At 70.4% G+C, this 21229-nt stretch carries 20 protein-coding genes and 2 tRNA genes; 6 read left to right on the forward strand and 16 right to left on the reverse strand.

The features are described 5' to 3' along the window. Positions 1–671: 671 nt before the first annotated feature. Positions 672–896 carry a hypothetical protein gene (locus QSK15_RS12265; protein WP_030333540.1) on the forward strand — a complete coding sequence of 75 codons (225 nt, stop codon included), beginning with the start codon at positions 672–674 and terminating at the stop codon, positions 894–896. Between the two features lie 3 nt (positions 897–899). On the opposite strand, the gene QSK15_RS12270 is transcribed toward QSK15_RS12265, so the two are convergent. The 6 genes from QSK15_RS12270 to QSK15_RS12295 all read right to left on the reverse strand — a co-directional run bounded on the left by QSK15_RS12270 (position 900) and on the right by QSK15_RS12295 (position 6462). Next, positions 900–1697, reverse strand: a complete 798-nt coding sequence (locus QSK15_RS12270) for a carbon-nitrogen hydrolase family protein (protein ID WP_279520330.1) — start codon at positions 1695–1697, stop codon at positions 900–902. 135 nt (positions 1698–1832) lie between these two features. Then, positions 1833–3128 (reverse strand): ATP-dependent Clp protease ATP-binding subunit ClpX, encoded by a 1296-nt coding sequence (gene clpX, locus QSK15_RS12275; protein ID WP_130403784.1) that lies wholly within the window; start codon positions 3126–3128, stop codon positions 1833–1835. 209 nt (positions 3129–3337) lie between these two features. Then, the gene (locus QSK15_RS12280) at positions 3338–4000 is read right to left on the reverse strand and encodes an ATP-dependent Clp protease proteolytic subunit (RefSeq protein ID WP_030333536.1); all 663 of its coding nucleotides are present in this window, start codon (positions 3998–4000) and stop codon (positions 3338–3340) included. Positions 4001–4010: 10 nt separating this feature from the next. Further along, positions 4011–4652 (reverse strand): ATP-dependent Clp protease proteolytic subunit, encoded by a 642-nt coding sequence (locus QSK15_RS12285; RefSeq protein WP_007464111.1) that lies wholly within the window; start codon positions 4650–4652, stop codon positions 4011–4013. Positions 4653–4903: 251 nt separating this feature from the next. Beyond that, the gene (tig, locus tag QSK15_RS12290; protein ID WP_030333534.1) at positions 4904–6250 is read right to left on the reverse strand and encodes a trigger factor; all 1347 of its coding nucleotides are present in this window, start codon (positions 6248–6250) and stop codon (positions 4904–4906) included. Positions 6251–6388: 138 nt separating this feature from the next. Next, positions 6389–6462, reverse strand: a tRNA-Pro gene (locus QSK15_RS12295). Positions 6463–6723: 261 nt separating this feature from the next. Here QSK15_RS12295 and QSK15_RS12300 point away from each other — a divergent pair. Continuing rightward, positions 6724–6797, forward strand: a tRNA-Gly gene (locus QSK15_RS12300). A 161-nt stretch (positions 6798–6958) separates the two neighbouring features. Here QSK15_RS12300 and QSK15_RS12305 read toward each other — a convergent pair. Continuing rightward, positions 6959–7789 carry a hypothetical protein gene (locus tag QSK15_RS12305; RefSeq protein ID WP_285794392.1) on the reverse strand — a complete coding sequence of 277 codons (831 nt, stop codon included), beginning with the start codon at positions 7787–7789 and terminating at the stop codon, positions 6959–6961. Beyond that, entirely contained in the window at positions 7786–8295 is a 510-nt protein-coding gene (locus tag QSK15_RS12310) for a SigE family RNA polymerase sigma factor (RefSeq protein ID WP_285794393.1), read from the reverse strand. The genes QSK15_RS12305 and QSK15_RS12310 overlap by 4 nt, the downstream gene beginning before the upstream one ends. A 519-nt stretch (positions 8296–8814) precedes the next feature. Between QSK15_RS12310 and QSK15_RS12315 the strand changes: the two genes are divergently transcribed. Then, positions 8815–10962 (forward strand): M14 family zinc carboxypeptidase, encoded by a 2148-nt coding sequence (locus tag QSK15_RS12315; RefSeq protein WP_285794394.1) that lies wholly within the window; start codon positions 8815–8817, stop codon positions 10960–10962. 195 nt (positions 10963–11157) lie between these two features. Here the strand turns inward: QSK15_RS12315 and QSK15_RS12320 are convergent, their stop codons facing one another. Continuing rightward, the gene (locus tag QSK15_RS12320; protein WP_285794395.1) at positions 11158–11703 is read right to left on the reverse strand and encodes a hypothetical protein; all 546 of its coding nucleotides are present in this window, start codon (positions 11701–11703) and stop codon (positions 11158–11160) included. Between the two features lie 138 nt (positions 11704–11841). On the opposite strand from QSK15_RS12320, the gene QSK15_RS12325 reads away from it, so the two are divergent. Then, on the forward strand, positions 11842–12183 hold the full coding sequence (locus tag QSK15_RS12325; RefSeq protein WP_285794396.1) for a hypothetical protein: 342 nt from the start codon (positions 11842–11844) through the stop codon (positions 12181–12183). 10 nt (positions 12184–12193) lie between these two features. On the opposite strand, the gene QSK15_RS12330 is transcribed toward QSK15_RS12325, so the two are convergent. The 4 genes from QSK15_RS12330 to QSK15_RS12345 form a co-directional block, all read right to left on the reverse strand. Continuing rightward, on the reverse strand, positions 12194–12661 hold the full coding sequence (locus QSK15_RS12330; protein WP_285794397.1) for a ribose-5-phosphate isomerase: 468 nt from the start codon (positions 12659–12661) through the stop codon (positions 12194–12196). A gap of 84 nt (positions 12662–12745) precedes the next feature. After that, positions 12746–13945: a DUF1015 family protein gene (locus tag QSK15_RS12335; RefSeq protein WP_285794398.1), complete on the reverse strand. Its 1200-nt coding sequence runs from the start codon at positions 13943–13945 to the stop codon at positions 12746–12748. Positions 13946–14034: 89 nt separating this feature from the next. Further along, positions 14035–14544 (reverse strand): hypothetical protein, encoded by a 510-nt coding sequence (locus QSK15_RS12340; protein WP_285794399.1) that lies wholly within the window; start codon positions 14542–14544, stop codon positions 14035–14037. Positions 14545–14724: 180 nt separating this feature from the next. After that, a complete protein-coding gene (locus tag QSK15_RS12345; protein ID WP_285794400.1) occupies positions 14725–15351 on the reverse strand; it encodes a mycothiol-dependent nitroreductase Rv2466c family protein in 627 nt (208 codons plus the stop codon). Positions 15352–15571: 220 nt separating this feature from the next. Between QSK15_RS12345 and pepN the strand changes: the two genes are divergently transcribed. Together pepN and QSK15_RS12355 are read left to right on the forward strand one after the other, a co-directional pair. After that, a complete protein-coding gene (pepN, locus tag QSK15_RS12350; RefSeq protein WP_285794401.1) occupies positions 15572–18121 on the forward strand; it encodes an aminopeptidase N in 2550 nt (849 codons plus the stop codon). An 83-nt stretch (positions 18122–18204) separates the two neighbouring features. Then, a complete protein-coding gene (locus QSK15_RS12355; protein WP_285794402.1) occupies positions 18205–18768 on the forward strand; it encodes a Uma2 family endonuclease in 564 nt (187 codons plus the stop codon). Positions 18769–18835: 67 nt separating this feature from the next. Here the strand turns inward: QSK15_RS12355 and QSK15_RS12360 are convergent, their stop codons facing one another. Genes QSK15_RS12360 through QSK15_RS12370 form a run of 3 tightly spaced genes read right to left on the reverse strand, consistent with a single transcriptional unit; the run spans position 18836 to position 21068 of the window. Continuing rightward, positions 18836–19243, reverse strand: coding sequence for a DUF5130 family protein (locus QSK15_RS12360; RefSeq protein ID WP_030333506.1), 408 nt, complete (start codon positions 19241–19243; stop codon positions 18836–18838). Continuing rightward, complete coding sequence (gene ctaJ, locus QSK15_RS12365) at positions 19230–19553, reverse strand: aa3-type cytochrome oxidase subunit CtaJ (RefSeq protein ID WP_449894085.1); 324 nt, start codon at positions 19551–19553, stop codon at positions 19230–19232. The genes QSK15_RS12360 and ctaJ overlap by 14 nt, the downstream gene beginning before the upstream one ends. 51 nt (positions 19554–19604) lie before the next feature. Continuing rightward, entirely contained in the window at positions 19605–21068 is a 1464-nt protein-coding gene (locus QSK15_RS12370) for an amidase (protein ID WP_285794403.1), read from the reverse strand. Between the last annotated feature and the right edge of the window lie 161 nt (positions 21069–21229).

The raw sequence follows: 21229 nt of genomic DNA on the forward strand, positions 1-21229 counted from the left end.
CAACAAACAAATTGTTGCCAAAGGAATCCCAACCAGCCAGCAAAAACTGACCAGTCCGGGGTATAAATCATCATTGGCACTGGCTTTACAAGCACCCTGTTGAGTTCTCAAAGAACAACCACACACCGATCAAAGCACCACACTCAGTGGAACCCATCCCGGGGCTTTACCGCTCCACAACCCCGACGCTTTCAGCGCCAGGCACTTTTACTACGTTACCCGCTCGTTTCCGCCGTGTCAAACCGACATTTCCCGGTTCGTCGTGCTTCAGCGATATTGCGGATACTCTTGCTGCTTCGAGTCCACGATGACGCGCGTCGTTTCCGACGTTCGTTTCTGTCGTGGGAAGCCGCAGACCGGCCGATCGCCGCTTCGCGGCTCTCCGCCCGGCTCCTGCCGGCTTCAGAACTCTACCCGGTCGGCTTCGCGTTCGCAACCCCGTATCCGGAGTGTTCCGCACCGCCCGATCCTCAGTCTCGCTCGGCGTTCCCGCCACGAGCCTGGCGCCCGTTCTCGGCCGGTTTGTCCGGCCTCCCCCGTGCAGAGAGAAAGTTACGCGGACGGCCCGGAGAAGGCAAATCAGGGTTCATCACTGGTTCGGACGAGGCGCGCGGCAGACTCCTCGGTGCGGCCGAGGACGCGGACCGCCTCGACGTGCCAGAGTGTCAGTCATGGATGAGTCCGGGCACGGTGCCAGGGTGGTCGCCGAGGAGGCACTGCTCGGCCTCATCGGGCCGTTCTGGCAGGTGGTGATCGGTGCGGTCGTGCTGGTCGTACTCGTGCTCTCGGTGGGACGACTGGCCCGCCGGGGGCGGTCCCGGATGACCACGGCGCTGCTGGTCACCGCAGCGGCCATCGCCGGGTTCGCGGTGATCGGCGTCCTGCTGGAGGGCTGAGGCTCAGAGCCGGCGGTTGGCGAGGCTGGGCAGCTCCGCGCGGATCGCGTCGAGCCGGTCGAGGTCCAGATCGACGACGGAAACTCCCGGCCCGTCCGGCACCTGGCCGATGACCGTCCCCCACGGGTCGACCACCATGCTGCGCCCGAAGCAGGTGCGACCGGGCTCATGGTCGCCGGTCTGGCCGGCAGCCGCCACGAAACACTGGTTCTCGATCGCCCTGGCCCGCAACAGAACCTCCCAGTGGTCCCGGCCGGTGTGCATCATGAATGCGGCCGGAACCACCAGCAGCTGAGCGCCACCATCGGACGCGAGCCGTCGGTACAGCTCCGGGAAGCGGAGGTCGTAACAGATCGACAGGCCGACCCGAAGCCCTTCGACGTCGACCACCACCGGCTGGACCCCGGGCGCGACACTCGCCGACTCCCGGTACGAGACCCGACCGGGGATCTCCACGTCGTACAGGTGAATCTTGCGGTAGCTCGCGGCCAGGCTGCCGGAACGGTCGAAGACCAGCGACGTGTTCCAGGTGTGCTCCGGGTCCGGGCCGGCCTCGTGGAACGAGCCGGCCACCAACCAGATCCCGAGCCGCCGGGCGACCCCGGCGAAGAAGCTGCCCACCTCCCCGTCGACCGGCTCCGGTTCGGGCAGCCCTGCGGCGGGACCCAGGTAGTCGACGTACTCCGGGAGGACGGCGAGATCGGCGCCGCCGGCGGCAGCGCGCTCCAGCAGGGCCTCCGCGGCCGCCAGATTGGCCTTACGGTCGTCCCGGGCGTTCAGCTGGCAGACGGCGACACGCATGGGCAAAGGGTACGGCTGGAAGACCGCTCACGGACAGGGTCACGGCCCAGCCGGCGCGGGTGGTCAGCGGCCGGCGCCCGAACGCGATCACGCCGGCCGTCTCAGAACTCGACGGCCGGCGTGATGCGGGGAGGATCAGGCGGACTTCTCTTCGCGATCGCGCCGGGCGCGACGGCCGGTGAACTCACGCGGCACGATCGTCGGGTTGACGTTCTCCAGGACAACCTCGCGGGTGATCAGCACGCGGGCGGCGTCCGGGTTGCTCGGCACCTCGTACATCGCAGAGAGCAGGACCTCCTCGATGATCGCCCGCAGGCCACGAGCACCAGTGCCCCGCAGCATCGCCTGATCGGCGATGGCTTCCAGCGCCGCCTCGTCGAACTCCAGCTCGACGCCGTCCAGCTCGAACAGGCGCTGGTACTGCCGGACCAGGGCGTTGCGCGGCTCGGTGAGGATCCGGACCAGGGCGCTGCGGTCCAGGCTGCGCACGTTGGTGATCACCGGCAGCCGGCCGACGAACTCGGGGATCAGCCCAAACTTGAGCATGTCCTCCGGCATGACCTGGCTGAAGATGTCGTCGGTCGACCGCTCGGACACCGACCGGAGCCGGGCGCCGAAGCCCGTGCCACCCTGCCCGGTGCGGGACTCGATGATCTGGTCGAGGCCCGCGAACGCGCCACCGCAGATGAACAGCACGTTGGTGGTGTCGATCTGGATGAACTCCTGGTGCGGGTGCTTGCGCCCGCCCTGCGGCGGCACGTTGGCCACCGTGCCCTCCAGCATCTTGAGCAGGGCCTGCTGCACGCCCTCGCCGGAGACGTCCCGGGTGATCGAGGGGTTTTCCGACTTGCGGGCGATCTTGTCGACCTCGTCGATGTAGATGATGCCGGTCTCGGCGCGCTTGATGTCGTAGTCGGCGGCTTGGATCAGCTTGAGGAGGATGTTCTCCACGTCCTCGCCGACGTAGCCCGCCTCGGTCAGCGCTGTGGCGTCGGCGATGGCGAACGGGACGTTCAACATCCGGGCCAGGGTCTGCGCCAGGTGGGTCTTGCCGCACCCCGTCGGACCGAGCAGCAGGATGTTGGACTTGGCCAGCTCGACTGCGTCACTGCCGGAGCCCGGCGCGCCAGCCGCCTCGGCCTGGATCCGCTTGTAGTGGTTGTAGACCGCGACGGCGAGTGCCTTCTTCGCCTGATCCTGACCCACGACGTAGGTGTCGAGGAACTGGCAGATCTCCATCGGCTTGGGAAGCTCTTCCCACTTCACCTCGCCGGACTCGGCCAGCTCCTCTTCGATGATCTCGTTACAGAGATCGATGCACTCGTCGCAGATGTAGACCCCTGGGCCCGCGATGAGCTTCTTGACCTGCTTCTGCGACTTGCCGCAGAAGGAGCATTTCAGTAGGTCGCCGCCGTCACCGATCCGTGCCACCTACGTTCTCCCTGCACTCATCGGCCGGAGACCCGGCCCTGACCTGCGGACGTTGCGCTCCGCCCGGCTTCGTTCGCGCCGCCGGCCCAACCGGCGAAGCGGTACGGACCCGACGTTACCCGCTGGCGGGGCATTCTCCGACCCCCAAAACGGGTGTGTCAGAGGTCGGCCGGGAACGAAGCCCCGGCCAACCTCTGACCCGATGCTGCTCAGCGAGCGGCGTTAGCCGCCAGCAGACCCTTCTTGCGACTGGTCAGGATCGTGTCGACCAGCCCGTACTCCTTGGACTCCTCGGCCGTCATGATCTTGTCACGGTCGATGTCCTTGCGAACCTGCTCGATCGGGCGGTTGCAGTGGCGGGACAGCATGTCCTCCAGCTGCGTACGCATCCGCAGGATCTCCCGGGCCTGGATCTCGATGTCCGAGCCCTGCCCGTAGCCGCCCTCGGTGGCCGGCTGGTGGATAATGATCCGCGAGTTCGGCAGGGCCATCCGCTTACCCGGAGTGCCCGCCGAGAGCAGCACCGCCGCCGCGCTCGCCGCCTGCCCGAGGCAGACCGTCGAGATGTCCGGACGGACGTACTGCATGGTGTCGTAGATCGCCGTCATGGCGGTGAACGACCCACCCGGCGAGTTGATGTACATGATGATGTCGCGGTCCGGGTCGGTGCCCTCGAGCGTCAGCAGCTGGGCCATCACGTCGTTCGCCGACGCGTCGTCCACCTGGACGCCGAGGAAGATGATCCGGTCCTCGAAGAGCTTGTTGTACGGGTTCGACTCCTTGACCCCGTACGACGTGCGCTCAACGAACGACGGCAGCACGTAGCGGTTGTGCACGGCCGCGAACTGGGGCGGCAGGCTCAGATCGGTCATCGTCAGCTCCTCAGCTCAGGGTCCCGGCGCCATCGGGAACCTGTGCGGCCCCGATGATCACCTTGTCGATGAAGCCGTAGTCCATGGCCTCCTGGGCGGTGAACCAACGGTCCCGGTCCGAGTCGGCCTCGATCTGCGACTGGCTCTGGCCGGTGTGGTGTGCGACCCGCTCCTGGAACATCCGCTTCGTGTAGAGCATCTGCTCCGCCTGGATGGCGATGTCGGACGCCGTGCCGCCCAGGCCACCGGACGGCTGGTGCATCATGATCCGCGCGTGGGGCAGGGCGTACCGCTTGCCCTTGGTGCCCGCGCAGAGCAGCAGCTGGCCCATCGAGGCAGCCATGCCCATCGCCACGGTCGACACGTCGTTGTCGATGAACTGCATGGTGTCGTAGATCGCCATGCCGGAGTAGACCGAGCCACCCGGCGAGTTGATCCACAGGTTGATGTCGCGGTCCGGGTCCTCCGCGGCGAGCAGCAGCAGCTGCGCGCAGATGCGGTTGGCGACCTGGTCGGTCACCTCACTGCCCAGGAAGATGATGCGTTCCTTGAGCAACCGGTTGTAGACCGAGTCGTCGAGGTTGCCAATGGAGTCGCCACCGCGCGCGTCAATCGCCCGGAGCGACTTCTTGGGGATGTGCATGTCGGTCATGGCAGCCCTTCGCTCTCCGTACCGTCTTTCCCGACACTAACCGCTGTGCGGGGCGGCAGAGTCCCGGTCGGGGCAGTGTTCGCTCTCAGCGCAGCTGTGTCGGGCGTACCCGCGGCGCGGGCTTCCGGGCGTACCCGGCAGTGCTTTGCGGCTGCCCGGCGTACCGGGCAGTGCTTGCTGCCCGGGACTACCCGGGAAGGAAACGGCCGTCGTCCGCCGCTGAGCGGCGGACGACGGCCGCAACCCGACGATCAGTGTTCGTGGTTGTGCTCCGCCTCGTTGGCGGCGCGCAGCGCGTCGAGCGTGATCCCGTTGCCGGCCGAGTCCTTGATCGTGATCCGCTCCATGACGGCCGCGAGCGCCTTGCCCCGCCGCACGTCGCCGAAGACCGCGGCGGCCGCGCCGGAGCGCACCAGCTGGTCGTAGTACTGCTGCGGGGCCATCCCGGCGCGCTGCGCCCGGTGCACGATCTCGTGCCCGAACTCGTCGTCGGAGACCTGCACGTCCTCCGCGTCGGCCAGCGTGTCCAGCAGGAGCTGGACCTTGACGCCCTCGGTCGCCGCCTCGGTCAGCTCGGCGTCGATCTGCTCCTCGGTCTTGTCCTCGGCCGCGAGGTACTCCTCCATCGAGGCGCCGATCCGCTCCAGCTGGTCGATCATCGCCTGCTTGCGGCTCGCGACCTCCTCGCGGACGACACCCTCCGGGGCCGGGATCTCGGCGGCCTCGACCAGCTGGGCCAGGGCCTTGTCCCGAGCGGCGTAGATCTGCTCGACCTGCTTGCCCTGGGTGACCCGCGCCCGCAGGTCGCCGCGCAGCTCCTCGATCGTGTCGAACTCGCTGGCCATCTGGGCGAACTCGTCGTTCAGCTCGGGCAGCTCCTTCTCCTTGACCGTGCGCACGGTCACCGCCACGTCGGCGTCGCGACCGGCGAAGTCGCCGCCGACCAGCTGGGTGGTGAAGGTGGTGTCCTCGCCGGCGGCCAGGCCGACAACTGCCTCGTCCAGGCCCGGCAGGAGCTGCTTGCTGCCCACCTCGTGGGAGATGTTGCTCGCCTGACCGCCCGGCACGTCCTCGCCGTCGACGGTGGCGTTCAGGTCGATCTGGACGTAGTCACCCTCGGCGGCGGCCCGCTCGACGGTCTTGAGGGTCGCGAAACGCTCCCGCAGGTTCTTCACCTGCTCGTCGATCTCGCTCTCGTCGATCTGCAGCTCGTCGACGGTCACCTCGATGGTGCTCGCGTCCGGGATGGTGATCTCCGGACGGACGTCGACCTCAGCCGTGAAGTTCAGCGAGTCACCGTCATTGAACTCGGTGATCTCGACCTCCGGGCGCCCCAGCGTCTTCAGGTCGTGCTCGCGCACCGCGGCGAGGATGTTCTCCGGGATGGCCTCCTGGACCGCCTCGTTGAGGACGGTGCCCCGGCCCACCCGCTGGTCGATCACCGCGGTCGGCACCTTGCCCCGGCGGAAGCCCGGAACCTGGACCTGCGAACCGATCTCCCGGTACGCCTTCTTGAGGCTCGGCTCGAGCTCGACGAACGGCACCTCGATGGCGAGCCGCACGCGCGTCGGGCTCAGAGTCTCGACGGTGCTCTTCACAGGCGTACTCCTTGACGGATCTCAGTTGAGTCTGGGCGTGATTCAGCCCATCGAGTGTAGGCGAGCCGGCCTGACGCTCCGGCATCGCCCGGGGACCGCACTGGGCGGCACCCGGGGCGGCCCGGCCGCGGACGACAGTCGGGGTGGCGGGATTTGAACCCACGGCCCCTCGCTCCCAAAGCGAGTGCGCTACCAAGCTGCGCCACACCCCGTGGCGACGTGCAGTCTATGCCGTCGCCACGCCTCCGGTGGTGCCGGGGCGTCCCCCACCCGGACACATCGCCCGAAAATTACCATTCCACCCACCCGCGTGCCACCAAGGTCCGCTGACGAATCTTGATGGCGTCATGCCGCGACGTGGAGGCGTAGCGCCGCGGGTCGGGACGCCTCGGCATCGCGGGCCGGTGGCGCGGTTACGGGCGGGGCACCGGCATTGGGTACGCTATGGGCGCGTTCCGTTCCGACGGACGCACGCGGGCGTAGCTCAATGGTAGAGCTTCAGTCTTCCAAACTGACTACGCGGGTTCGATTCCCGTCGCCCGCTCCACCACCTCCGACCCAGGTCAGAGGCCGCCGCAAGGGCACGTCGACCGTGAGCGGGACGCGGCGCAGCCGGCACGGGTCATCGGGGCGGGGAGAGACGACAAGGCCCAGGTGAACCGCTGGCTCGCGGCACCTGGACCCACTCGGCGAAGCCGAGTTGCCGTGTCACTTCAGGTGGAACCTCTCGTCGACGGCGAGCGCCGCCAACCGCGGCACGGAGAACGGCAGCTTCGTCAACGCCGGCCGGCTCTCGTCAAGCCGTACGCCCTGCGCCACGAAGACCACCACGCCGTCCGGATGCCGGTACGCCGACCACTGGTCCAGTCGGTCGTCGCCGTCCGGTCGGACCACCACGCCGACCCGCGCCGCGCCGACGGTCTCGACCTGGCACTCGCCCCGCATGCCCCAGAACGTCTGGGCCAGGTCGCACGGCTCAGTCGGCATCGGATTGCCGGCATCGTGCACCTCGACGACAACGCGCCCGGTGCCGTTGCCCTGCGCGACGGCCACCGAAGAGGAGTAGCTCCACACGTCGGTGTCGTCCACCCTGGCCTCGAACTGCGCCTGGTGGGTGCGCAGCGTCCGCTGATCGGCGGACTGACCCGGTGGGTCGTCGGGCGTGGTGAAACCGGCGGGTACGACAGCGACAGCCTCGCCGAGCAGGTGGGCCCCCTGGTCGTACTTGGAGCCGGCCCGCGCGGTCCGGTCCTCCTGCGGTTGACCGTTCGGCCCGGTCGGCCACGGCTTCTTGGTGTCCGGAGCAACCATCGGCCCACGGCCCGCCGGTTCGTAGACGTGACCGCCCGGACTGGCGACGGCCGCGAAGCCGCTGACCGCCAGCACGACAGCCGCCGAGCCGAGCGACGCCCACACCACGCGCCGGCGGACGTGCGCCCGTCGTGCCGCGCCGAGCGCGGCAGTCGTACTCAATGGTGGTGGCGGGGTGATGCCCGCCATCTCGCTACGCAACCCCGCGCGCAGCTCTTCCTCGTTCATCGCTCCCCCATACCGATCTCGCTATAGGTGGGTGCCAGGAGGCCACGCAACGTGTCGAGCCCGCGTGCCGCCTGGCTCTTCACCGTCCCTGGAGAACACTCCAGCAGCGCCGCGACGTCCTCGACGGACAGGTCCTCCCAGTAGCGCAGGACCAGCACGGCCCGCTGCCGCGGTGCCACCCGGGCCAGCGCCTGGAGCAGCACCAGTCGACTTTCCGGCGAGTCGGACGGGGCCACCTTCTCGGTGTCCTCGCCACCCACCCGTTCGCGCCGCCACCAGCCACGCCGTCGCTCGTCGAGGAATGTGCGGATCAGGATCTGGCGTACGTAGCTGTCGAGCACTTCGTGCCGGGAGATCCGGTTCCAGACCCGGTAGAGCTTGACGAACGTGGTCTGGACCAGGTCTTCGGCCCGGTGCCAGTCGCCGCACAGCAGGTACGCGGTGCCGCGCATGGCTCCGGACCGTGCCGCGAAGTACTCGGCGAACGCCTCGTCGCGGTCGCTCATTAGGCCTCCGATCCCCGTTTCGAGATAGTCACGCGGGGTCCGGCTCGGCGGGTTGCTCCGAAACTCGCGCAGTTGTCAACGGATCAACGGAGCACCGAACGGGGAGGATGTTGACCGGCACGAGCCGGCAGGGCGTGCCAAGCAGTTCTATGTGTTCGCCAACTTCGACTGCGCCGAGGCATAAGCCTCATGCCCGAGCGGCGGCCGGCCCGGTGGCGACTGGCCCGCTGGGTGAGGGAGGAGAGCGCGGCAGCAGGCGCAGGCGAGAACCAACCAGGCATCAGCAACCCCCGTGACCAAGCCCGGATAGTGGGCCAGACATTAGAGATCGAATAGCGGCACCGTCGAGAGCCGTCACAACGTGCGAGAACAAGCAGGACATCGGACCTAATTGTTTGATCGCGACCACGTTCCGTGAACTTCGCCCCGGCGGGTCCGCGCCACCCCTTCTCTTGACAGTTGTCGATCTGTGCACTGGTGTAAGGACCACGCACATCTATGTCCGTCACAGGAGGGCACATGATCGTCCGACGACGGTGGACAGCTGCCGCCACCACAGCGATCCTGATCAGCGCGGTGCTGTCCCATCCCGGTTCCGCAGCGGCGGCACCCGCCGCCCCGGCCAGCCCGATCACCCTGACCGCCACCGAGACCGCCCTGGTCCGGGTCCAACTCCGCGATCAGGCCCAACTGGACCGGCTCGTCGCCACCGGCGCGGACCTGGCCAACCGACCCCGCGCCCGCGACGGGAAGATCCTCGCCGACCTGGTGCTCACCGGCACGCAGCTCGCCGCACTGACCGCGCAGGGCGCGACCGCCGTGCAGATCGTGCAACGTGCCGGGGACGGCACCCGGAACTACGCGGACAGCGTCCGCGCGGCCCAGGCCCGCACCGCCGCCGGGCTGCGCGCTCCGGCCGCCGGCCAACGGACCACCGCCGCCGCCACGGCCGTGGACACCCTTCAGGTGCAGCAGGCGTACTGGTGGACCACCGGTGGGCAGACCTTCCTGCAGGCCCAGGTGGCCACCACCGCCACCGACGACCCGGACGTGGAGATCACGGTCAGCTGGCGGACAGCGGACGGCACGACCGGGTCGTTCCCGCTGTACCGGTTCGAGGACTCGGGCGAGTACCAGTACCACTACAACCTTCCCCAGCCGGTGCCGAACCGGCCGGTTCAGTTGACCGCCACCTCCAGCCTCGGCGGGGTCAGCCGCGCGGTCACGCCGGCGCTCTGGCCGAACGCCTCCCCGCCCCCGCTGCCGGCCGGCTACCAGAAGGACTTCATCGACGCGTACCTCACGCCGATCGACATCCAGGCGCGGATCAAGCGCCTGGCCCGCCAGTACCGGGACCTGGTCGAGGTGATCGACCTGCCGAACAAGACCCAGGGGTACCGACGCAACGCCGCCGGTTACCTGGGCGACCCGGCGGTGGCCGCAGTGGTGGTCGAGTCGGTCCGCTTCGGCGACCAGAACATGAACGGCGTACAGGTGCGGACAGTCGACCCGGGCCGGTCGAACCGACCGCTGACCGTCAACTACCGCGACCGTGTCCTCACCGTCTCGCTGGCCACCGACACCGCGGGGAAGACGGTGAGCACCACCGACGAGGTAGCGGCGGCGATCAACGCCCGCCAACCGGAGCGGTTCCGGGCCACCGTCGAGGACGGCTCGGCCGGGCTGCCGATGCCCGTCGCCGGCCCCACCCGGCTCGACGACGGCCTCCAGGGCACCGAGGTGCCCGCCCGACCGTGGACGGTGCAGGCGCTGCGCCTCGGCGTACACCGGGACGGCTCCCGGGTCGGGGTGCTCGCGTACTCCCAGGAACACGCCCGGGAGTGGGCCACCCCACTGGTGACGCTGGAGTTCGCCGAGCGGATGCTGGCCAACGCCCGCACCGACCCGGCCACCCGTGAACTGCTGGAACAGGTCGACATCTTCGTCATCCCGACGGTCAACCCGGACGGCGCGAACTACTCGTTCAACGACTTCAACTTCCAGCGCAAGAACCTGGTCAACCACTGCACCGGGGCGGCCCGGGACCCGAAGAACCGCACCTCGTGGGGCGTCGACATCAACCGCAACTACACCGTCGGGTCGTACTTCGACGGCTACGTGGGCGCCAGCGCCAACTGCCTGTCCGGCAACTACGCGGGCACCGCCGAGCTGTCCGAGGCGGAGAGCAGCAACGTGATCGCGCTCGCCGAGGACCACCCGAACATCAAGTTCGCGATGAACGTGCACTCCTACGGCGGGTACTTCATGTGGCCGCCCGGGGCGTACCGGGCCGATGGGCGGATCACCCTGCCCCGGCCGTCGATCGACGAGTCGACGCTGTTCCTCAACAGCGCCCGGCGGATCGTCGGCGCCATCGCACAGGAGCGCGGCACCGTGACCTGGCCGTCGCAGACCGGACCGGTCGCCGACGTGCTCTACTCTGCCGCCGGTAACTCGGCCGACCAGCTCTACTACGAGCTGGGCATCTTCGCCTGGGACTTCGAGGTCGGCAACGACCGGTGGAACCCGGCGACCAACCAGTGGGAGGGCGTCGGCTTCCAGCCGCCGTTCGACGAGGCGCACGGTGAATCCCAGGAGTACGCCGGCGGACTGGTGGAGCTGGTCCGGGTGGCCCGCGACTACGCCGCCGCCGAATCGGCCGGCTGATCCCTCAGCGGTGCCGTGCCCGCACCGGGCGCGGCACCGCCGGCCGGATCCCACCCAGAGCCCTCGACTCAGGTCGGAGCGACCGGCCACGGATGAACCGCGACCGGCCGGGTAAGCAGCGACAGTGCCTGGTGGGGAGACGACCGGGTGCACGGGTGGGCGGGCATCGACCGGCCCGCCCGTGCACGCTCCGGGTCAGTTCGAGGAGATCCAGTTCCAGGCCGAGACGACCCACTCGGTCTGCTGGAGCCACGCCACCCCCAGGCCGGCGAGGAAGACCGCCGTCGCCAGGTGGGCACCTCGGGCGCTGCGCCGGACCCGGCCCAGCTGCCGCTCCAGCACCACCCTGCCGACCAGTCGGGACAGGGCGAACAGGCCGACCGCCACCAGCAGGCTGAGCACCAACACCAGCAGCGGTCCGCTCAGATCACCCTGGCCGGACAGCGCCCAGATCCCCCAACACACGAACGCGAAGAGGCCAGCCGCCGCGCTCCACTCACCGCCGCGCCGCAGTTGCGCCATTCGCGAGCTCAGCGAGCGGCGTGGCACCGGCCCGTCGGGCCAGCCCGTGCCGGTCGGCTCCTCGGCGACCACCGGGAACGGCTCCGTCCGCGGGGTGCGCGGCTGACCCACCGGGGCGACCCCCCGGCGGAACGCGTCGCGCTGCGGCGGCACCCCGACGCCGGCCTGCGGTGGCACCTCCACGGTCCGCTCCGCCCACGGCTGCGTCTGGTCTGCCATCTCGTCCTCCCCCTGACCGACGGCAACGACACCGCCTGGATTCGAGGGTAGCCAGCCGGCAAATCGGTCGCCGACCCCGGCCGGGACAGGCGATCCACGACGGTGCCGGATCACACCAGGGCGGGGTACGGTCGGTTGATGGGTGACCCCGACCGACGACGGCGACGGCTACGCCCCCCCGCCGACAGCGAGACGGCCAGACCAGGTGCCGACGGCCCGACGGCCAGCACCGCCGGCGTGCACGACGGTGACGACCCGCCCGCGCGGCGCAGGGGCGCGGGCGGCGACGAGCGCGACGGCGAGCGGGGGCTGCGGGGGTTGGTCGGTTCCGGCTCGTCCCAGGTGGGGCTGAGCGCCGCGCTACGGGCCCGGGATGCGGCCCGCCCCAACGACGACGACCTGGCCGAGGCGGAGGCCCGGGTGGTGGTGGTCCGCCGCAACTGGGTGCCCCGCGAGGAGTTGCCCCGCTCGCCGCGCTGAGCGCCTGCCGTCAGGGCAGGTCGGGCAGCTTGCGGGTCTGCTCGTACTCGGCCACCTGGGCGATCCGGCGAGCGTGCCGCTCGTTGCCGGAGAACGGCGTGTTCAGGAACGCCTCGACGATGGCGGTCGCCTCGTCCAGCGTGTGCTGGCGGGCACCCACGGCGACCACGTTCGCGTCGTTGTGCTGGCGGGCCAGCTGAGCGGTCTCCACGCTCCAGGCCAGCGCGGCGCGGACGCCGGCGATCTTGTTCGCGGCGATCTGCTCACCGTTGCCGGAGCCACCGATGACCACTCCGAGGCCCGTCTCGTCGGCCACCACCCGGTCGCCGGTGTGCAGGCAGAACGTGGGGTAGTCGTCGTCCGGGTCGTAGGCGTGCGGGCCGACGTCGACCACGTCGTACCCCTGCATGGCCAGGTGGTTGGCCAGGTGCACCTTCAACTCGAAACCGGCGTGATCGGATCCCAGGTAGACGCGCATACCGGAAGTCTGTCAGGCCGCGCCCGGGAACGTCACACGGGCGTCCCCGGGCGCGGGTTCGTCACACGGTCGTGGGCACGGCGCTCAACGCGGCAGCTCGGCGACGACCAGACCGCCGCGCGCCTTCGGGGTGAACCAGGTGCTCTTGCGGGGCATCTTCTCCCTGGCCAGGTTGACGGCGACGAAATCCGCCACGGTCACCGGGGCGATCAGGATGGCCAACTCGGCCCGCCCGGCGTCGACCTCACCGGTGAGCCAGCTCGCCGGGTAGTCACCGCCAACGTAGGTGATCCGCTTGTCGCCCGGGTCCAGACCGAGCGCGTCGCGCAGCACCAGACGCTCGACCAGGGCGTGGTCCAGGTTCTCCAGGCGGGCGGAGGCCGTGGCGGGCAGGCGCACCGCGTACCCCTGGCCGTCAAGGCGGAGGTGCACGGTGCCGCCGACCTCCGGGACCTCGACCGGGCCGTCGATCGGCTCGACCTCGGCGCCGGCGGCCCGCAGCCGGTCGAGCAGCTCGGCGGGGGTGGTGGTCAGCTCGCTGACCAGGCGGTTGTACGGCTGGATGGCCACCGACGCGGGAGTGGTGACCACGGCCAGGAAGCGCGGCAGCCCTCCGGTCTGGGCGGCCAGGCTGCGGTGGTTGCCGTCCGCGACGACCAGGTCGCCGCCACCGGCGAGGGCGGTCAACGTGGCCTGCTCCGGGCCGGGGCCGAGCAGCCAGATCGCGTGCGTGCGCCCCGCCTGGTCGGTGTCCGTGGCGGCGGGCACGCCGGCCGCGTCGGTCGCCGCCGCGAGCGCCGCGTGCAGCTCATCGCCACGCCCGGTCTGCAGCAGGAGTACGGGTGAGAGCAGGTGGCCCAGCGCGTCGGCCAGCGCCACCCGCTCGCGGACCTTGGCGATGAAGACGTCCTCGTTGCGGATGACCAGGCCCGGCTCGTCCGCCCGGGTGGAGATCTGGTCGGTGTCCACCATCGCGAACATCCCGTACGCCGGCTCCTCGCCGGGTGCGCTGATCCGGTAGAGCACCACCACCTGCTCGGCGGGGGTGTAACTGCCGTCGGCCTTGGCTTCGGCGAGACGGGCCACCGCGTCCGGCAGCGCGTCGAGGAACGACTTGCCCAGGCTCTGCGGGGCGCGATGCGGCATCTCGATGCCGAGAGCACTGTGCGGGTTCGACTCGATGATCGCGGTAATCTCCGCGTCGTCGGCGAACTCGTCGTAGTTCTGCGCGCCGGTGCCGCCAGTGGTGACCCAGGCCCGGGTGATCGGATGCACGACCGTCATACCCACTGACGCTACCGGCGACGGTGTCGCCGCCGACGGGGACCCGCAGGGCGTCCACCAGATGAAAGCGCCCGGTCGTGCCCGAGTGGTCAGCCGGCGCGGTCGGACGTGCCCCGGCGGTGTCGACCCGCGCTCACCGGCCCACCGTTGCCGCGTCGACCGCTCCCGATCGGTCCGGTGTTCACGCCACGGCGGGGCGACGTGGGCGGCCCCGGCACGGGGCGGTCCGGGGGCGGCGTCGGAACGGGCCTCGGGCTCAGCGGCGGCGTTGGCACCGGACGCGGCGGAGCCGGCGGCGGGGGCGCGGGTTCGGCCGGCGCCGCCCCCGACGGCACCAGCGCCGGTACGTCGGCCGGCACGGCGTCGGCGGGCGACGGGAGCGGGTCGACCACCGCGGGCGGGGTGAGCCGGGAGGTCACCGGGACCCGCGCCACGCCCACCACGATGGGCGGCGCGAGCAGATCCACCAGATGGGCGGGGAGATCCGGGCGGACTGTCGGCCAGCGGGAGTCGTCCACGGACCAGTAGTCCGCGCCGGGAGTTTCGATCACCCCCTGCCGGGTCGACTGTTCGTCACCGGACGCACGGTGCTTGGCCATCGGGAATGCCTCCACGAGCTGCGGCGTGCGGCCCTACGGGTCGCTGCGGCGGACACCGAGGGAAACGACGCCGCCCGCCTCCCGGTGACGCCACGACCGCCCGCCGACCTCGGCACCCGACCCGAAACGCCCCCGTCCGCGCAGCTGACGCAGCACGGACGGGGGCGTGGTGGCCGTCGCTCAGTCGAAGATCGGGTCCTGCTCCCGAGTGCGCTTGAGCTCGTAGAAGCCCGGGGTACCGGCGACCAGCAGCACGCCGTCCCAGAGTCGGCCGGCGGCCTCCCCCTTCGGAGCCGGGGTGATCACCGGGCCGAAGAACGCGACCGGAGCGCCGTCCGGGCCGGGCGCGTGCACGACCGGAGTGCCCACGTCCTGTCCGACCGGGCGCATTCCCGCCTCGTGGCTGGCCCGCAGCGCCTCGTCGTAGTCGGTGCTGTCGGCGGCCGCGGCCAGCGCCGGGTCCAGGCCGGCGTCGGTGAGCGCGGCCACGTACAGCTCCGTGTTCCGCTCCTGCTTCTGCAGGTGGATCCGGGTGCCGAGCGCGGTGTAGAGCGGGCGCAGCACCTCGTTGCCGTGGCGCTGCTCGGCGGCGATGCAGACCCGCACCGGGCCCCACGCCGTCTTCAGGAACTCCTTGTACTCCTCGGGCAGTTCGTCGCGGCCGTCGTTGAGCACGGCGAGGCTCATCACGTGGAACCGGATATCCACATCCCGGACCTGCTCGACCTCGAGCAGCCAGCGTGAGGTGATCCATGCCCACGGGCAGGCCGGGTCGAACCACATGTCGGCGGTGACACGTTCGGTCACGGTGAGATCCCTTCACAACGGGTGGCGCCGGGAGTCGGCGTCTCAGAGGAATCTTCACCCCGCAGCACATCGACCGGCACCCGAATGAGAGCGTGACCTCGGCCACCGCGGGCTGCCCGTACATGGAAGACTCGAATCGGGCCGGCCGTCACGAGCGGTAGGCGAACGGGCGCCGCCGGGCGTACGGCGACACGTGGGATGGAGACGAACAGTGCCGGGAGTGCGCAACCTGACGCAGGTCGAGGCGACCGAGCGGGCACGCCTGCTCAACGTGACGGGGTACGACATCAGTCTGGACCTGTCCACCGCCGTGCTGGCGGCCGACGGCCGCACGTTCAGGTCGACGACCGAGGTTCGGTTCCGCTGCTCCGAACCGGGGGCGAGCACGTTCATCGAGTTGGCCGCCGAGTCGGTGCGGTCCGCGACGCTGAACGGCACACCCGTCGACCTCTCCGACTGGTCCGCCGAGAAGGGTCTGACCCTGTCCGGTTTGGACAGTGACAACGTCCTGGTGGTCGACGCCGACTTCGGTTACTCCAACAGCGGTCAGGGCCTGCACCGGACGGTCGACCCGGTGGACGGCGAGACGTACCTCTACAGCCAGTTCGAGACGGCCGACGCGCAGCGGGTGTACGCCTGCTTCGACCAGCCCGACCTGAAGAGCGTCTATACCTGGCACGTCACCGTGCCGGCGCACTGGCGGGCGGTGTCCAACATGCCGGTGCAGCGCGAGGAGCCCGCGGGTGAGGCGCTCAAGACGCTGCACTTCGCCGAGTCGCCCCGGATGAGCACCTACATCACGGCGATGTGCGCCGGGCCGTACCACGAGGTGCGCGACGCTCACGACGGCATCGACCTGGGGGTGTTCTGCCGGGCGTCGATGGCACGGTACCTGGACTCCGACGACCTGTTCCTGATCACCAAGCAGGGCTTCGACTTCTTCCACGAGAAGTTCGGGGTGCGCTACCCGCTGCCGAAGTACGACCAGCTCTGGGTGCCCGACTTCAACGCCGGCGCGATGGAGAACTTCGGCTGCGTGACGCACGCCGAGTCGCACTACCTGTTCCGCTCGCAGGTCACCGACTTCGAGTACGAGCAGCGGGCCAACACGATCCTGCACGAACTGGCCCACATGTGGTTCGGTGATCTGGTCACCATGCGCTGGTGGAACGACCTGTGGCTGAACGAGTCGTTCGCCGAGTGGGCCAGCCACTGGTGCAACACCAACGCGACCCGGTTCACCGAGGCGTGGACGACCTTCCTGTCCATCCGGAAGAACTGGGGCTACCGGCAGGACCAGCTCTCCTCCACCCACCCGGTCTACACCGAGATGCCGGACATGGAGGCCGTGGAGGTCAACTTCGACGGCATCACCTACGCCAAGGGCGCGAGCGTGCTCAAGCAGCTCGTCGCCTACGTGGGTGAGGAGCCGTTCGTGGCCGGGCTGCGGGCCTACTTCGGCAAGCACGCCTGGGGCAACGCCACCTTCGACGACCTGCTCACCGAGCTGGAGGCCGCATCCGGTCGGGAGCTGCGCAAGTTCGCCGCGCAGTGGTTGGAGACCGCGCAGGTCAACACGCTGCGGCCGGAGGTGACCATCGGGGCGGACGGCACGTACGAGCAGGTGCTGGTGCGACAGGAGGCGCCGGCGGCGTACCCGACGCTGCGTACGCACCGGATCGGCGTGGGCCTGTACGACCTGACCGACGGGCGGCTGGTCCGTCGGGAGCGGTACGAGGTGGACGTGACCGGCGAGCACACAGATCTCGCCCCGCTGCGGGGCGTCCGGGCGGCCGACGTGCTGCTGCTCAACGACGACGACCTCAGCTACACCAAGCTGCGCCTCGACGAGCGCTCGATGGCGACAGTGGTGCAGCACATCGGTGGCTTCGACTCGTCGCTGGCCCGCGCGCTCTGCTGGACCGCCGCGTGGGACATGATCCGCGACGCCGAGCTGTCCGCCCGCGACTACGTGGCGCTGACGCTGAGCGGGCTGCCCGCGGAGACCGACATCAACCTGGTCACCGCCACCCTGCGGCAGGCGACCACCACGCTCACCCTGTACGCCGACCCGGCCTGGGCGCCCACCGGCTGGGCCGACCTGGCCCGTACCGCCCGCGACGCGCTCGCCGCCGCCGAGCCCGGCAGCGGGTTCCAGTTGGCCTGGGCCCGCGCGTTCACCTCGGCGGTCCGCTCCGAGGAGGACCTGGCGACGCTGCGGGGCTGGTTGGACGGCACCGGCGTGCCGGCCGGGCTGACCGTCGACACCGAGCTGCGCTGGTCGGTCCTCGCCGCGCTGGTGGCCAACGGTGCCGCCGGCGCCGCCGAGATCGAGGCGGAGCTGAGCGGTGACCGTACGGCCAGTGGTGAGCGGGAGGCCGCGTACGCGCACGCGTTGATCCCGACGGCGGAGAACAAGGCCGCCGTGTGGGCCCTGCTCACCGGCCCGGAGGCGCTGCCCAACTGGCGGCACCGGGCGCTGTTGCAGGGCTTCGCCCACCCGACGCAGGTGGAGCTGGTCGCCCCGTACCGGGAGCGCTACTTCACGGCGGTCGGGCAGGTGTGGGCCACCCGGGACAGCGAGCCGGCGCAGGAGTTCGCCCAGTTGGCGTACCCCACCTACCTGGTGGCGGACGACACGGTGGCGGCCACCGACGCGTGGCTGGCCGGTGACGGACACCCCGCCCCGCTGCGTCGGCTGGTGGCCGAGGGCCGCGACGGTGTGGTGCGGGCGTTGAAGGCCCGCGCGAAGGACGCCGCGCAGAGCTGACCGACGAGTACCCGGCCCGGGCCGGCGTGGGTGCGAACCGACGCCGGCCCGGGCCATTATGGTGGCGAGAGGAGGTGAACGTGATGGCGCAGCCGACCTACCAATGGCAGCCCCCGGAGCGGGGCTGGCGCGAGCAGGACCTGTCCGACCTGCCTGAGGACGGGAACCGCTACGAGATCATCGACGGGAGCCTGCACGTGACGCCACCCCCGGGTTACGGGCATCAAGAGCTGGCGGATGAACTGCGGGCTGCCCTTCGAGCGGCGGTGCCCGCTGGATGGCGGGTCATCCGGGAGGCAGGGCTTCGAATGGCCGGGGGAAACCTCATCCCCGACGTCACGGTGCTGAAGCCGACAGCCCCCGCCGACGGCACCTGGGTCGAGGCAGAGGATGTGGCGCTCGTCGTCGAGGTGGAATCACCGGGTAGCCGTCGGCATGACCGGTTCACCAAGCCAGCGCTCTACGCCGAGGCCGGCATCCCCGCCTACTGGCGCGTAGAACGTGGCGATTTCGGTCCGGTGATCTACCGGTACGAGTTGGTGAAGGGGGTGCACTACAACCTGCTCGGCACGGTCGGCCCCGACGATGTAGTGCAGGTCGACGAGCCGTGGCCGATGCGCCTCGATCCCTCGGCCTGGCCCCGCTGAAGCAAGCCCTGACACGACGAAGCCCCGGCCCGCTGCGAGCTGGCCGGGGCTTCGTCGTACGAGTGGGTCAGCCCTTGCCGGCGTGGCTGGCGAGCTGGTCGAGGCCGTTGATGATGCCGCCGGCCAGGTCGCCGCCGCTGAACGCGCCGACCATGGAGAGCGCGGCCAACTTGGCGTACGTGTCGGGGATGCGCTTGCGGGCGTACCGCCCGGTGACGATCTCCAGCTGCCGTTGGTTGGGCGACACGGCGATCAGCACCGACTTGTCGGGCTCGGCGAGCTGACGGTGCAGCCGCTGGGCGTGCTCGCGGATCGGCTCGTCGAGACCGCCGACGAACACCGAGAACACCAGGCCGGTGCCCTTGTCGGCCAGGCGCAGCGCCTCGTCGATGCGCAGCAACTGGCGGGTCGAGAACGGCCCGTCCAGCACCTCGGGCGGATTCTCCGACCCGGCCTGCTTCTCACCAACGGTCACTTGCGCCTCCGGTTCCACCGGCCGGCGCCTCGACGCTGGCCTGCTCAAGCTTGTGGCTGGTCAGCGCGGGCGCCTGCGCCCCCGCCGTCAGCGCGGTGCCGGCCGAGTCGGCCAGCTGCTCCGGCCGGCCCAGGAACCAGACCGGAGTGAAGTCGAAGGGCCGGCCCGGCCGGTAGCGCTTGGCGCCACCGCCACCGCCGGTGGTGGCACCCCCACGGCTACCGGCGTACGACAGGCCGGCGATGACCAGGACCGCGGCCAACGGGATGCCGACGAAGACCAGCAACGTCTCGGTAACAGACAATCCCAACGCCCCCAGGCGGAAGAAGGACGACCTTGAACAACCGGGTCGGATGGACGATCATGCTGCCGACCGCCCGACTCCGTCGCCATTCACGTTAGCGGAGTCGACGGCCCGCCAGATTGCGGGGTGCCGATCCCATCCGTCACTGGAGTTCTCCAGTTGCGCAGCGGTGGCGATAAGCCGCGCGTCGTCGCCGTACCGGCCGGTGAGCAGCACCCCGACGGGCAGTCCGTCGGTGGTGGTGCCCAGCGGCAGGGAGACGGAGGGATCACCGGTGACGTTGAAAATGGCGCAGTAGGGCGAGAACCGACGTTGCCGGTCGAAGTCGGCGGCCGGGTCCGCGTCGGCGCTGAACCAACCGACGGGCGCCTGCGGGGTGGCCAGGGTGGGGCAGAGGAGCAGGTCGCAGCCGGCGGTGCGGCGGGTGCCGAGGCGGACCTGCGCCTGCAGCTCCCCGAGGGTGGCGGCCAGGGTTCCGGCGGAGAGTTCGGCGCCCCGGGCCCGGAGCAGCCGGGTCAACGGCAGTAGCTCCGCCTCCCGCTGTGGCGGTACCGGGGCCAGCGCCAGCACGTACCAGAGGATCTCGAACAGCGGCCACGCCGCCGGCCCGAGCGGCGGCGGCACCTCGACCACCTCGTGGCCGGCCGCCGTGAGCAACGCGGCGGCCCGGTCCACGGCGGCCACGCAGGCGGGGTGCACCGGCTCGTCGGCGAGCATCGGTGTGGTGAACCGGCCGATCCGCAGCGGGCCGGGTTCGGCCCGGCGCGCGACGGCCAGGTAGCCGCCGGGCGGCGTGACCGGCGGCAGGTAGGGCTCGCCGGGGACCGGGACGGCCATGACGTCGAGCAGCGCGGCGACGTCGGTGACCGTCCGCCCGAGCGGACCGCTGGTGGGTAGGCCGAACGCGCCGGAGCCGACCGGCCCGCCGGAGACGAGGCCCCGGCTGGGCTTGTAGCCGACCAGTCCGCAGAGCGACGCCGGGATGCGCAGCGACCCGCCGCCGTCGGACCCCTGGGCGACCGGAACCAGCCCGGCCGCGACCGCCGCCGCCGCGCCGCCACTGGACCCACCCGCCGTGTACGCCAGCTGCCACGGGTTGCGGGCCGGCGGCGCGACCCGGCCCTCCGAGTAGAGCGAACAGCCCAGCTCGGAGGTGGTCGTCTTGCCCAGGCTGACCAGACCGGCGGCCTTGATGAACCGGACCACGTCGGCGTCGACCGGCGGGACGAAGTCGAAGAAGGCGGCCGAACCGAAGGTGGTGCGGACACCGGCGGTGAGCGTCAGGTCCTTGATCGCGGTCGGCACGCCGTGCAGCGGGCCACGCCGGTCGGCGGGCGCGGCGTCTGCGGCGCTGGCGGCCGCACGGGCCAGCTCCGGGGTGACGGTGACGAACGCGCCCACCGTGTCGCCCAACGCGTCGACCCGGCGCAGGTGGTGCTCGACCAGGTCGACGCTGGACAGCTCGCCGCGCGCGATGGCGGCGGCCTGCTCCAACGCGGTCAAGTCGTGCGGTTCGGCCATCCCGCCATCCTGCCCCTCGGCAGGGCTGCGCACAGCCGACACACGCCGACAACCCGAAAACGGACCAATCCGACATGACGCTGCGGGGAAGGCATGTCGCGTGAAGAGCGTGATGCCACAGTGGAATCACGATGCCGCTGTGACATCGCGCTCCCGACCAC

The organism is Micromonospora sp. NBRC 107095, assembly GCF_030269705.1.
In the GTDB taxonomy this organism is placed as follows: Bacteria; Actinomycetota; Actinomycetes; order Mycobacteriales; family Micromonosporaceae; genus Micromonospora; species Micromonospora parva.

Coding starts and splice junctions, on each gene's coding strand:
- QSK15_RS12265 (WP_030333540.1), top strand. CDS start 672: ATGGATGAGTCCGGGCACGGTGCCAGGGTGGTCGCCGAGGAGGCACTG.
- QSK15_RS12270 (WP_279520330.1), bottom strand. CDS start 1,697: ATGCGTGTCGCCGTCTGCCAGCTGAACGCCCGGGACGACCGTAAGGCC.
- QSK15_RS12280 (WP_030333536.1), bottom strand. CDS start 4,000: ATGACCGATCTGAGCCTGCCGCCCCAGTTCGCGGCCGTGCACAACCGC.
- QSK15_RS12285 (WP_007464111.1), bottom strand. CDS start 4,652: ATGACCGACATGCACATCCCCAAGAAGTCGCTCCGGGCGATTGACGCG.
- QSK15_RS12305 (WP_285794392.1), bottom strand. CDS start 7,789: ATGAACGAGGAAGAGCTGCGCGCGGGGTTGCGTAGCGAGATGGCGGGC.
- QSK15_RS12310 (WP_285794393.1), bottom strand. CDS start 8,295: ATGAGCGACCGCGACGAGGCGTTCGCCGAGTACTTCGCGGCACGGTCC.
- QSK15_RS12315 (WP_285794394.1), top strand. CDS start 8,815: ATGATCGTCCGACGACGGTGGACAGCTGCCGCCACCACAGCGATCCTG.
- QSK15_RS12320 (WP_285794395.1), bottom strand. CDS start 11,703: ATGGCAGACCAGACGCAGCCGTGGGCGGAGCGGACCGTGGAGGTGCCA.
- QSK15_RS12325 (WP_285794396.1), top strand. CDS start 11,842: ATGGGTGACCCCGACCGACGACGGCGACGGCTACGCCCCCCCGCCGAC.
- QSK15_RS12330 (WP_285794397.1), bottom strand. CDS start 12,661: ATGCGCGTCTACCTGGGATCCGATCACGCCGGTTTCGAGTTGAAGGTG.
- QSK15_RS12335 (WP_285794398.1), bottom strand. CDS start 13,945: ATGACGGTCGTGCATCCGATCACCCGGGCCTGGGTCACCACTGGCGGC.
- QSK15_RS12340 (WP_285794399.1), bottom strand. CDS start 14,544: ATGGCCAAGCACCGTGCGTCCGGTGACGAACAGTCGACCCGGCAGGGG.
- QSK15_RS12355 (WP_285794402.1), top strand. CDS start 18,205: ATGGCGCAGCCGACCTACCAATGGCAGCCCCCGGAGCGGGGCTGGCGC.
- QSK15_RS12370 (WP_285794403.1), bottom strand. CDS start 21,068: ATGGCCGAACCGCACGACTTGACCGCGTTGGAGCAGGCCGCCGCCATC.